10 protein-coding genes are annotated in these 12,405 nt (G+C 66.8%); all 10 read left to right on the forward strand.

What is annotated here, in order from left to right:
- The first annotated feature begins 256 nt into the window (after positions 1-256).
- The 10 genes from AMS67_RS18060 to gatB all read left to right on the forward strand — a co-directional run bounded on the left by AMS67_RS18060 (position 257) and on the right by gatB (position 12,390).
- The gene (locus AMS67_RS18060) at positions 257-1,051 is read left to right on the forward strand and encodes a hypothetical protein (protein ID WP_241488114.1); all 795 of its coding nucleotides are present in this window, start codon (positions 257-259) and stop codon (positions 1,049-1,051) included.
- On the forward strand, positions 1,051-2,256 hold the full coding sequence (locus AMS67_RS18065; protein WP_241488115.1) for a DUF8094 domain-containing protein: 1,206 nt from the start codon (positions 1,051-1,053) through the stop codon (positions 2,254-2,256). Before AMS67_RS18060 ends, AMS67_RS18065 begins: the two co-directional genes overlap by 1 nt.
- A 70-nt stretch (positions 2,257-2,326) precedes the next feature.
- Positions 2,327-3,301, forward strand: coding sequence for a tetratricopeptide repeat protein (locus tag AMS67_RS15690; protein ID WP_053388178.1), 975 nt, complete (start codon positions 2,327-2,329; stop codon positions 3,299-3,301).
- A gap of 14 nt (positions 3,302-3,315) precedes the next feature.
- Positions 3,316-4,506 (forward strand): cysteine desulfurase family protein, encoded by a 1,191-nt coding sequence (locus tag AMS67_RS15695; protein WP_053388179.1) that lies wholly within the window; start codon positions 3,316-3,318, stop codon positions 4,504-4,506.
- A gap of 58 nt (positions 4,507-4,564) precedes the next feature.
- Positions 4,565-5,731 (forward strand): tRNA 2-thiouridine(34) synthase MnmA, encoded by a 1,167-nt coding sequence (gene mnmA / locus AMS67_RS15700; protein WP_053388180.1) that lies wholly within the window; start codon positions 4,565-4,567, stop codon positions 5,729-5,731.
- Between the two features lie 29 nt (positions 5,732-5,760).
- A complete protein-coding gene (ligA, locus tag AMS67_RS15705) occupies positions 5,761-8,133 on the forward strand; it encodes an NAD-dependent DNA ligase LigA (protein WP_053388181.1) in 2,373 nt (790 codons plus the stop codon).
- A gap of 119 nt (positions 8,134-8,252) precedes the next feature.
- The gene (locus AMS67_RS15710; RefSeq protein ID WP_053388182.1) at positions 8,253-8,909 is read left to right on the forward strand and encodes a DNA-3-methyladenine glycosylase I; all 657 of its coding nucleotides are present in this window, start codon (positions 8,253-8,255) and stop codon (positions 8,907-8,909) included.
- A gap of 84 nt (positions 8,910-8,993) precedes the next feature.
- On the forward strand, positions 8,994-9,314 hold the full coding sequence (gene gatC / locus AMS67_RS15715; RefSeq protein WP_075201448.1) for an Asp-tRNA(Asn)/Glu-tRNA(Gln) amidotransferase subunit GatC: 321 nt from the start codon (positions 8,994-8,996) through the stop codon (positions 9,312-9,314).
- A gap of 8 nt (positions 9,315-9,322) precedes the next feature.
- The gene (gene gatA / locus AMS67_RS15720) at positions 9,323-10,873 is read left to right on the forward strand and encodes an Asp-tRNA(Asn)/Glu-tRNA(Gln) amidotransferase subunit GatA (protein ID WP_053388183.1); all 1,551 of its coding nucleotides are present in this window, start codon (positions 9,323-9,325) and stop codon (positions 10,871-10,873) included.
- On the forward strand, positions 10,873-12,390 hold the full coding sequence (gene gatB / locus AMS67_RS15725) for an Asp-tRNA(Asn)/Glu-tRNA(Gln) amidotransferase subunit GatB (protein ID WP_053388184.1): 1,518 nt from the start codon (positions 10,873-10,875) through the stop codon (positions 12,388-12,390). The genes gatA and gatB overlap by 1 nt, the downstream gene beginning before the upstream one ends.
- Positions 12,391-12,405 lie beyond the last annotated feature (15 nt).

Raw genomic sequence — 12,405 nt, forward strand, 5'->3', positions numbered from 1 at the left:
GGTGTCTGGGTGTCGAAACGTCGCACTCCCGAAACCGGGTCGCAGCGCGTACAGAATTGCTTCCCAACGATAGCGTACGAGGGGGTGCGCGGGCCGGGTCGATTCGTCACGAAACGGGCCCGCGCGTGTGCTTTCTGGTGAAGTGTTCATGCCAACCCAGGGAAGCTCCGGTAGCGTTGCAGGTTGAAGAATCGTGTTCGGGCGGCGAGGCTGTTGCTGCGTTAGCGAGAACCGATGCCAATGTAGAGGAGTTCCCGTGCGACATGCGGTAGCGATTGCAGTGCTGGTGGTCTCTGGCGTGCTCATACTTCTGGGACTCGGGCAGCGCACCTTTCTCGCCGGCCCCGCAGAGATCAGCTTTCCGGTCGACACGCAGTCGGAATCGCCGTTCGCGGTGGTCAACGGGTCTGAATTCTCCAAGCTGCCAGGCCAGGCGAACGTGGTCGTCTCCGGTCAAGACGCGTTCGTGGCCACGGCGATGACGCGCGACGTCGAAGCTTGGGTCGACGCATTTCCGCATGCCGAGCTGTCGGTCGATCAGCGTTCGCAGCGGCTGCTGAGCGCGTTGATTCCCGCGGCGGTCAGCGATGCGCCGACCGCAGGCACTGATGATGCGGCCTCAGCAGAGCCCGACCCTGCTGGGCTCGACCCGCGCGGCAGCGACCTGTGGCTCGAGTCGCGCTCGATCGATGACGCGGGCAACGGCACGGAGAACGAGACCCTGCGTGTTCCGGTCGCACTCGCGAAAGATCAGTCCGTGATTATCGCGACGAACGGAACGGACCCGATTCCCAGCGAGCTCTCGCTGGTCTGGGTGCAGGATCGCAGTACCCCTCTGGCGGGGCCTTTCTTGGCTGGAGGCGCTCTCCTCGCGATCGTCGGTGCGGTCCTCTATCTGCTCGCGGTCGATCACGATCGCCGGGGCCTCGGGCCACGTCGCGGTCGTCGGGGCCCGTTGCAGGGCATTCGCAACGCGTTCGGTAGGCGAGGCCGCCGCAGCGCGAGCGGCGCACCCGATACGAATTCGCAGACGGCTGGAGGGCAGAACTGATGCACGAGTCGCAGCAACAGCAGGCATTGACCGCTGCGCGGGGCAACCGCAAGACCGGGCGTCACCTGCGGCGATGGGTTCCGGTGATCGGTCTCGCGATGGTGCTCGGACTCTCAGGGTGCTCCGCCGAGTACTGGCCGCAGATCGGCGGCTCCGCATCGCAGGATCCGGAGCCGACGCCCTCTGAGCAGTCGTCGTCGATCGCTCCCGTGCCGGTGAACGAAAGCCAGTTGCATCGCATCGTCGAGCAGGTCTCAGCAGCGGCTAATGCTGGTGATGATGCACTCGACGCGACGGCGCTTGATGCTCGGTTTGTGGACGACGCGCTCGCCCAACGCACGGCGAACTACGCGATTCGCGCAGCGGTACCCGACTACGCAGTGGTGCCGCCGCGAATCACGGATGACGAACTCGACTACGCGCTGGTGCAGAGCACCGAGTCCTGGCCTCGCACCATCTTCGTGACAGTGGCCTCGACGTCCGGTCAGACGACGGCCGATGCGGCGGCCGACGGCACGGCTGACGCGAGCGCTGAGGGCGCGGCGGGCGCCGATGCCGATGCCAGCGCGTCGGAAGAGAAGATGTCGCCTTCGTTGGCGATGATTCTGACGCAGGAGTCCCCGCACGAGAATTTTCAGGTCTCACGGGTGATCGCGTTGCGCGGCGGCATCTCCATGCCGCAGGCGGCTCCGGCGAAAGACGGCACGGCACTCCTAGCGAACGACATTTCGACCCTGGTGCTTCCGCCTGAGCAAGTGGGTGCGGCCTATGCCGCGGTGCTGCAAAACGGAACGGCGGCTCCCGAAGCGGCATCGTTCGACCTCGACGGAGACACCATTCTCGAAAACTATGGGCAGGCGCGCGCGGCGGCGGCCCAGGCGAAGTCCGACGAGAAGGGCCAGACCATGAAGTACTCGGCGCTCGCGCGTCAGGGCGACGCACCCGTGGTTGCGCTGTCGACGGGCGCCGGTGGCGCGCTGGTGGCGACAACGGTGATCGACGAGCAGATCGTCGACGCGGCCGGTGGCCGTTACAAGCCGCAGGCGCAAGACGCCATCACCGCGCTGTCTGGCCTCGAAGGCGAGCAGGAGAAGCTGGTGCAGCAGGTCGCACACCAGATGCTCTTCTTCGTTCCCAGTAAGGGCGACGACGCGCAGATCGAACTCCTCGGTGTGACGAGCGAGCTCGTCGCCGTTACGAACTGAGTGTGCGCGTCGCACCCCGGGCTGCCGGGGTGCGGCGCCGCGCGAATACCCGGTGAAAGGACCGTGTGAGATGACCCAGCAGATGCCAGAGCGGATTCCTGGAGGAGGCGTGGACCTCAGCCACCTCGCCGCGCGCGGACAGAGCGGAGCGCCCGCGGGCGCTCCGGCTTCTGCCGCGGCGCAGACCGGTCAGGGAGCCCCTGCGGTCGTCGATGTGCCCGCACTGGTCATCGATGTCACCGATGCGTCGTTCGAACCGGTCGCGCAGCTGTCGAGCGTCGTTCCCGTCGTGGTGCTGCTGTGGGCTGAGCGATCTGAGTCCGCAAAGAATCTCGGATCCGTGCTCGAACGGGTGATCGGCGAACTCGCCGGTCGAGCGCTGCTCGCGAAGGTGGACGCCGACGCGAACCCTGGCCTGGCCCAGGCGTTCCAGGCGCAGTCGGTGCCGACGGTGGTTGCCCTCGTCGGGGGCCGACCGGTACCACTGTTCCAAGGTGAGATTCCTGATGCGCAGGTGCGCGAGATGTTTGCGCAGCTGTTGCAGCTCGCCGAGCAGCACGGGGTCACCGGGCGCGTGAACGCGCCGGATGCGGGATCTGTTGCAGCACCGGCTGAGCCCGCTGAGCCGGAGATTCCGGAAGCGCACATTGCCGCAGTCGAGGCGGCGGAGCGCGGGGACTATGCAGCCGCTGTGACGGAGTGGGAAGCGGTGCTCACCCGGGCGCCCGCCGACGCCGACGCCCGTGCGGCACTCGTACAGGTGAAGCTGCTGCAGCGCCTGCAGGGGCAGACGACGGATGGCATTCGGTCGGCTGCCGCTGCCGCGCCGACGGATGTCGCGGCCCAGCTCGCCGTCGCTGATCTCGATGTCTCGGGCGGCCATGTCGAGGACGCGTTCTTGCGACTCCTCGAACTGTTCCCCGCCCAGGACGATGCGGGGCGAAGCGCGATTCGTGAGCGTCTGCTCGAGCTCTTCGAAGTGGTCGGCGTCGCGGATCCGCGTGTGATCGCCGCGCGCGGGCGTCTCGCCAGCCTGCTCTACTGATCGACGGGCCCGTCATGCCCGGCTCTCGCGCCTATCTCGATCACGCCGCAACCTCTCCGATGCCCGAGGAGGTCATTTCCGCGTACCTCTCCGCGCTCCGTACCGTCGGAAACCCGGCATCAACCCACGGGCACGGCCAACGCGCCAGCGAGATGCTCGAGTCCGCTCGAGATCGGGTCGCGCGGGCGGTCGGATGCGACCACGCCGAACTGATCTTCACGGCGAGTGGCACCGAGTCGATCAACCTGGCAATGAAAGGAATCTACTGGGCGCGGCGGCGATCCGGAGCCGGTTCGGTCATCGTCGTTGCCGAGGGGGAGCACCACGCCACAATCGAGGCCGCAGAGTGGTTGCGCGACGCGCAGGGCGCTCAGCTCGTCTGGCTGCCGATCGACGCGGAGGGCCGCGTACGACCCGAGGCGCTCGCATCGGTCATCAGCGAACACGGGGCCGATCAGATTGCGCTCGTGAGCTTTCTCTGGGCGAACAACGAGGTCGGCACGGTGCAGCCGGTCGCGGAACTGTGCCGTATCGCCGCGGCGCAGGGAATCCCCGTGCACGTCGACGCGGTGTCGGCTCTCGGCCAGGTCCCGATCGATTTCCGCGCCTCAGGGGCTGCCGCGGTCAGCCTCTCCGCGCATAAGCTCGGCGGTCCGGTCGGGGTCGGTGCACTCCTCCTCGGGCGCCGAGTGACCGCTGATCCGCTGCTCCACGGCGGCACCCAACAGCGATCGCGATCCGGCACCCAGGATGTGGCGGGAGCCGTTGCATTCGCCGCCGCACTCGACCTGGCGATTGACGAGGCGGGCTCCCCGCGAGCCGAGCGCATCGCGCATCTCGAGGCGTTACGGGATCGCCTGATCTCGGGTGTTCGTGCGGTCGACCGCACGGCCGTGCTTCGCGGCGCGCCGGTCGGGCCGGAACGCCTGCCGGGCAACGCGCACTTCACGTTCCCTGGATGCCAAGGGGATTCCCTGGTCTATCTGCTCGATGCCGGCGGGGTTTCTGCCTCTGTCGGGTCAGCCTGCCAAGCCGGAGTCGCGGAGATTTCCCACGTGCTCCTTGCGCTGGGACTGGAGCCCGAGACAGCTGCGGGGGCGCTGCGATTCACGTTGGGGGCCGATACCGATTCGGCAGAGATCGATGCGCTGCTCGCGGCTCTCCCGGCAGCACTGGAGTCGGCGCGTGCAGCCGGACTCAGTTGATGCTCGTGCGGCGGATGCGCGACTCGACGCGATCACAAAGCGGGAGTAGGCTGTTGCGGTGAAGATTCTGGCAGCGATGAGTGGTGGCGTCGATTCCGCGGTCGCGGCGGCCCGCGCCGTTGAGGCCGGTCACGAGGTCGTCGGTGTCCACTTGGCGCTGAGCCGCATGCCGGGCACGATCCGCACCGGATCTCGAGGTTGCTGCACGATCGAAGATGCGATGGATGCGCGACGCGCGGCCAATCTGCTCGGCATTCCGTTCTACGTGTGGGATCTGAGTGAGCGCTTCAAGGAAGACGTCGTCGACGATTTCATCGCCGAGTACGCTGCGGGCCGCACACCGAATCCCTGCATGCGTTGCAACGAGAAGATCAAATTCGCGGCACTGCTCGACAAAGCCATGGCGCTGGGGTTCGATGCGGTGGCGACGGGGCACTATGCCACTCTCGAAGATGGGGCACACGGGCCCGAGTTGCACCGGGCCAGTGCCTGGGCCAAAGATCAGTCGTACGTGCTCGGTGTGCTCACCGAACGTCAACTGCGTCACTGCTACTTCCCGCTGGGAGACACACCGTCGAAGCAGCTGATTCGCGCGGAAGCCGCGGAGCGCGGCCTGCAAGTGGCGCAGAAGCCCGACAGTCATGACATCTGCTTCATTCCTGATGGCGATACTCGTGGCTGGCTGTCTGACCATGTCGATCGCGCGCCGGGAGAGATTCTTGACGAGGCGGGCGACGTCATTGGCACGCACGACGGAGCTCACGGGTACACCGTCGGACAGCGCCGCGGCTTGCAGCTCGGCCGGCCCGCCGACGACGGCAAGCCGCGCTATGTGCTCTCGATCCGGCCGGTATCGAATCAGGTCGTCGTCGGCCCGAAAGAACATCTCGCGATCTCACGGATCGCCGGCGGCCGTTTCAGCTGGGCAGGCGAGCCGGGGTTCGATCTCGCCGAACGATTCGCCTGCGAGGTACAGATTCGCGCCCACGCCGACCCGGTCCCGGCCTTCGCCCGACTGGAGCCCATCGTCGAGTCGGAGCGCACCGAGCAGCACCGCGCCGAGGCGACGCATGAAGTCGTCGTCGACATCGATCTCGACCACGCGGAGCCGCTCTTCGGAGTTGCTCCCGGCCAGACCGCAGTGCTCTATGTCGGCACCCGGGTGCTCGGCCAGTTCACCATCGATCGTGCCGTCTCGATGGAGTCCGCTGCAGTCAGTGCATAACTGTCCGTGGTCGCTCCTACACTGGGAGCGTGAGCACGAACACGCAGCAGATCCCGCAAGACTTCGACTCGGCGCGCGAAGAGGCCGAGCGGCTTGCCGAGCACATCGAGCGTCTCCGCACGTCGTACTACTCTGAGGCCGCGAGTCTCGTCTCCGACGCGGAATACGACGCCATGTTCCATCGCCTCGAGGCGATCGAACGCGCGTTTCCCGAACTCGCCGGGCAAGACAGTCCGACGCGCGAAGTCGGCGCTGCGGTGGTCTCTGCCGGGTTTCCCGAGCACGAGCACGCTGAACGCATGCTCAGTCTCGACAATGTCTTCTCCATCGAGGAGTTTCGAGAGTGGGCCGCGAAAGCGGCAGCGTCGGCCGGTCGACCGGTGCGCTGGCTCTCGGAGCTGAAGATCGACGGCCTCGCCATCAGTTTGGCGTATCGCGATGGAGTGCTCGAAACCGCGACGACGCGCGGAGATGGTCGCGTCGGCGAAGACATCACGGAGAACGTCGACCTCATCCCGGTGATCCCTCGGCGGCTGACCGGTGAGAACCTCCCGCCGTTCTTCGAAGCTCGTGGCGAAGTCTTTCTGACAAGCGCGAATTTCGCGGCACTGAACGAGCGCCAGCACGAGCTCCAGGCCGCCTTCGTCGCCGAGCAGCGCGAGAAAGGCCGCCCCGAAGAGCAGATTCCGGTGCGCTATCCCGAGTTCGCGAATGCTCGCAATACTGCTGCGGGCAGTTTGCGGCAGCGCGCAGAGAAGAAGTCAGCAGCCGACCTCGCTTTGATGCGCGATCGACTGGGCAGACTCTCACTGCACGTGCACGGCATCGGTGCCTGGCCCGACCCGCACATCGAGAATCAGTCGGATGCGTATGCGCTGCTCGCATCGTGGGGGCTTCCGGTGTCTCCGCATTCTCGGGTGTTCGACACCGTCGACGACGTCGCGAACTTCATCGAAGACCGTGGGGAGCACCGTCATTCGGTCGAACACGAGATCGACGGCATCGTCGTCAAAATCGATGAACTCGCGCTGCACAGCGAACTCGGTGAGACCAGCCGGGCACCGCGATGGGCGATCGCCTACAAGTACCCGCCCGAGGAAGTGCACACACGCCTGCTCGACATCCGAGTCGGGGTCGGCCGCACCGGGCGTGCGACGCCGTACGCCGTGATGGAGCCGGTGAAGGTGGCAGGCTCAACGGTGAGCCAGGCGACACTGCACAATCAGCAAGTGGTGAAAGCCAAGGGCGTGCGCATTGGTGACACCGTGGTGCTGCGCAAGGCGGGCGACGTGATTCCCGAAGTGCTGGGTGCAGTTCTTGAGCTCCGTGATGAGGACGCCCCGGAGTGGCAGATGCCGGAGCACTGCCCGGAGTGCGGCACCGAGCTGCGCGCGATGAAAGAGGGCGATATCGACCTCCGCTGTCCGAACGCGCGGGCCTGCCCCGCGCAGGTGCGCGGTCGCGTCGAGCACATCGGTTCGCGCGGAGGCCTCGATATCGAGGTGCTGGGGGAGATCACGGCGGCCGCACTGACGCAGCCCGAAGTTCCGTCCGCCCCACCGCTCGAAACCGAAGCCGGGCTGTTCGACTTGACGCTCGACCAGCTCGTGCCGATCGAAGTGATCGTTCGCGATAGCGAAACGGGCGAGCCTCGCCTTGATGACGCGACCGGCGAACCCCGGCGACGCAGGCCGTTCCAGAAGACGGAGAAGTTCTACCCCGAGCCGTGGGACCGCGCGACCGCTGCCGAGCGGCGTAAAGCCGGAATCACGCAGGAGGAGCGCGTCGTCGCTTCGCGCGATGCCGAGACATTCCTCGCGGAACTCGAGCGGGCGAAGACCAAACCGCTCTGGCGCCTGATCGTCTCCCTGAATATCCGCCACGTCGGGCCGGTTGCAGCGCGCGCGCTCGCCGACTGGTTCGGTTCACTCGAGGTGATCCGTGCGGCCACTGAAGCGGAGCTTGCGCAGGTCGACGGCGTCGGGGGCATTATCGCCGAGTCGCTGCTGGCGTGGTTCGACGTCGACTGGCATCGCGAGATCGTGGATCGCTGGGCGGAGGCCGGAGTGCAGTGGGCCACGCCCGGGCATCCGGGCCCGGGCGCAGCGGTCGCCGAAGGGGGAGTGCTCGCCGGCCTTATTGTCGTGGCGACGGGATCACTGGACGGCTTCACCCGAGACGGGGCGAAGGAGGCGATCATCGCAGCCGGCGGCAAAGCCGCGTCAAGCGTGTCGAAGAACACCGATTACGTCGCAGCCGGGCCAGGAGCCGGATCGAAGCTGGGGAAGGCCGAAGACCTCGGCATTCCGGTGCTCGATGCCGCGCAGTTTGCAGTGCTCGTCACCCAGGGGCCCGACGCGCTCGGACTGTCTGCGGAAACGGAAGCTGCGACGCCGGAGTAAACCGGCGCCTGCCCGAGTTATCCACAGATGTCCCGGTTCGGTATTCGAAGTGTGCAGCGGGTCGCTAGCGTCGACTGGAGGCGCGAGAGCACTCCGCCTCAGACGAGATGGGAGCTTGCATGAGCGACACCCCGACACCGCGACGGGCGGCCTGGGCAACACAAGATCCGCTGTTGACCGAGTACTATGACGGCGAATGGGGCATGCCGAGTTTTGACGACAACGGCGTGTTCGAGCGCCTGTCGCTCGAAGCCTTTCAATCAGGGTTGTCGTGGCTGACGGTGCTGCGCAAACGCGAAGCATTCCGTGCCGCGTTCGATGGGTTCGACATCGACCGGGTCGCCGATTTCGGCGAAGCCGATGTCGTGAGGCTGCTCGATGATGCGTCGATCATTAGGAATCGACGCAAGATCGATGCCACGATTGCGAACGCGCGGGCCGCGCAGCGCATGGTCGCAGAGACCGGGAGCGGGCTCGCCGCCTTCGTCTGGGGGTTTCGGCCTGAACGATCGCCGGCGCCGGTGACCGACGCCGACGTGCCCAGCACCTCAGTCGAGTCTGTCGCGCTCGCTCGCGAACTCAAACGCCGGGGCTTCGCTTTCGTGGGCCCGACGACGGTCTACGCGCTGATGACGGCGATCGGCATCGCCGACGCCCATCTCATCACGAGTCATCGTCGCGGGTGCTCCGGCCTCTGGAATGTCGACGGCACGTGGGCGAATACGCCGCTGCCGTTGGTTCCGTGGAGCGCAATGGCGCCTTCGGCAGGTACCTGACCGCGTCCGAACCCTGAGGCAGTGGTACGACCGCCGCCGATAGGATGGAACGCGTTCCCAGAAGACCACTCCCGATGGAGCAGCATGCCTGAACCCAGCGCGGCGAGCACCGAGATCACGGCCGAAACCGTGCAGCATCTCGCCGGCCTCGCCCGAATCGCCCTGACCCCCGACGAGATCACGTCGCTCACCAGCGACCTCGGCTCGATCCTCACGAATATCGCGAAGGTGGGCGAGGTCACCACGCCCGACGTGCCGACCACGAGTCACCCGATTCCTCTGAACAACGTGACGCGCCCCGATGAGGTCGCAGACGTGCTCACGCGCGACGAGGCCCTGCAGAACGCGCCCGAGGCAACCGACGGCATGTTCCGAGTCTCGTCCATCCTCGGCGAAGAGCAGTAAGGCGCATTATGACTGAACTGACACAGCTGACTGCGGCCGACCTGGCTGCGAAGATCGCCAGTGGCGACGTATCCTCGGAAGAGGCCACCCGCGCGCATCTCGACCGCATTTCGGCGGTTGACCCCGCACTGAATGCTTTCCTCGCGACCGATGCCGAAGCATCGCTCGCGGCTGCGCGATCGATCGATGCTCGTCGCGCCGCCGGCGAATCGCTCGGTGCGCTTGCCGGCGTGCCGCTCGCGGTCAAGGACGTACTGGTCACCACCGATATGCCGTCGACCTCGGGTTCCAAGATTCTCGAGGGCTATCGTTCGCCGTTTGATGCGACCGCAGTGGCTCGCGCCCGCGCAGCTGGACTGGTCTCCATCGGCAAGACAAACATGGACGAGTTCGCGATGGGGTCATCCACCGAGAACTCGGCCTACGGTCCGACGCTGAACCCCTGGCAGCTCGACCGAGTGCCCGGCGGCTCGGGCGGTGGCTCCGCAGCGGCGGTCGGCGCGTTCGAGGCGCCCGTGGCTCTGGGATCAGATACCGGCGGCTCGATTCGCCAGCCCGCTGCGCTCACCGGCACCGTCGGCGTGAAGCCGACGTACGGCGGCGTGAGCCGTTACGGCGCGATTGCGCTCGCCTCCTCGCTCGACCAGATCGGTCCGTGCGCGCGCACCGTGCTCGACACGGCGCTGCTGCATGATGTGATCGCGGGGCACGATCACCACGATTCGACCTCGCTCGACTTCGCCTGGCCGTCGATGGCTCAGGCGGCTCGTGACGGTGCCGACCCGGCATCGCTGCGCGGGCTGCGCGTCGGCGTCGTGAAGCAGCTCATGGTCGACGGCGTACAGGCCGGCGTCAAGCAGCGCTTCGAAGAAGCGCTCGCGCTGCTCGAGGCCCAGGGCGCTGAGATCGTCGAGATCGACGCACCCCACTTCGAGTACGCCGTGGCCGCGTACTACCTGATCCTCCCTGCGGAGGCCTCGAGCAACCTCGCGAAGTACGATTCCGTGCGCTTCGGACTCCGCGTCGCACCCGAGGGCGGCGGCACCGTCGAGAGCGTCATGAGTGCGACGCGAGCCGCAGGGTTCGGCGCCGAAGTGAAGCGACGCATCATCCTCGGCACCTACGCGCTCTCCGCGGGCTACTACGACGCCTACTACGGCAGCGCGCAGCAGGTACGCACGTTGATCCAGCGCGATTTCGCTGCGGCGTTCGACCAGGTCGACGTCATCGCTTCGCCGACCGCTCCCACCACCGCCTGGGCGCTGGGTGCCCACGCCGGTGACCCGCTGCAGGATTACCTGAACGATGCCACGACGATTCCCGCCAACCTGGCCGGCATCCCGGGCATCAGCCTGCCGATCGGCACCGCCGTTGAAGACGGCCTGCCAGTCGGGCTGCAGCTCATGGCTCCCGCGTTCGAGGACGCGCGGCTCTACCGCGCCGGCAGCGCGATCGAACGACTTATCGCCGACCGCGACGGCTCACCCTTCTGGGCGCAGGCTCCGTCGCTCGACGCGGCATCCCTCGCAGCGGCTGCGGCCGGAAAGGCGGCGCTCTAATGGCGAAAACGCCCGTGCTCGACTTTGAACGAGCCCTCGAACTCTTCGAACCGGTCATCGGCCTCGAAGTGCACGTCGAGCTCAACACGAAGACCAAGATGTTCTCGCCCGCGCCCAACGTATTCGGCTCGGAACCGAACACGAACCTTGCGCCGGTCTGCCTCGGTCTGCCCGGCTCGCTTCCCGTGCTTAATCATGAGGCGGTGCGCTATTCGATCAGCCTCGGTCTCGCGCTCGGCTGCGACATCGCCGAGGTCTCGGGCTTCGCGCGGAAGAACTACTTCTACCCCGACATGGGGAAGAACTACCAGATCTCGCAGTTCGACGACCCGATCGCGCACGACGGATCGGTCGAGATCGAGCTCGCATCGGGCCGAGTCATCCACGTGCCGATCGAGCGCGCGCACATGGAAGAGGACGCCGGCAAGCTCAACCACATCGGCGGGTCCACCGGACGCATCCAGGGCGCCGAGTACTCCCTCGTCGACTACAACCGCGCAGGTGTGCCCCTCGTCGAGATCGTGACGCGTCCGATCTTCGGCGGCGAAGCCGACACCCCCGAGATCGCCGCCACCTACGTGTCGACAATCCGCGATATCGTCGTGGCGCTCGGCATTTCGGATGCCCGCATGGAGCGCGGCAACATCCGCTGCGACGCGAACGTCTCGCTGCGCCCCCGTGGCAACGAGGGGGCCGGTATGTCGGTGCTCGGCACGCGCACGGAGACGAAGAACGTGAACTCGCTGCGCTCGATCGAGCGAGCGGTCCGATTCGAGATCCAGCGTCAGGCGAAGATTCTCTCCGAGGGTGGCACGATCACGCAAGAGACGCGCCACTGGCACGAAGACACGGGGGAGACCTCGCCAGGACGCCCGAAGAGCGACGCCGATGATTACCGCTACTTCCCGGAGCCCGACCTCGCCCCGCTCACGCCGTCTCGCGAGCTGGTCGAGGAGCTGCGGGCGCAGCTGCCCGAGCACCCGACGCTGCGCCGTCGCCGCCTGCGCGACGACTGGCAGTTCTCGGTGCTCGAGTTCCAGGACCTGGTGAACGCGGGTCTGCTCGGCACCATCGAGGCTACCGTCGCCACCGGCGTGCCGGCCCAGACCGCGCGCAAGTGGTGGACGGGTGAGATCGCCCGCATCGCGAACGAGCGCTCCGCAGCGTCCGCCGACCTGATCACGCCCGAGCAGGTCGCCTCCGTCGTCGCGCTCGTCGACGACGGCACCCTCAACGACAAGCTGGCGCGCCAGGTCATCACCGGCATCATTGACGGCGAAGGCACCGCCTCCGAGATCGTGGAGGCGCGCGGGCTCGCGATCGTCTCCGACGAGGGCGCGCTCGTCGCGGCTGTCGATGCGGCGCTTGCCGAGCAGCCCGACGTGCTCGCCAAGATCCGCGACGGCAAGGTGCAGGCCGCCGGCGCGATCATCGGTGCCGTGATGAAGGCGATGCGCGGCTCGGCCGACGCGGCGCGCGTGCGCGAACTCGTGCTCGAGCGTGCTCAAGCCGAGTAGCTCACCCCGGTAGAC

Source organism: Leucobacter japonicus (assembly GCF_001273855.1).
Taxonomy (GTDB): Bacteria; Actinomycetota; Actinomycetes; order Actinomycetales; family Microbacteriaceae; genus Leucobacter; species Leucobacter japonicus.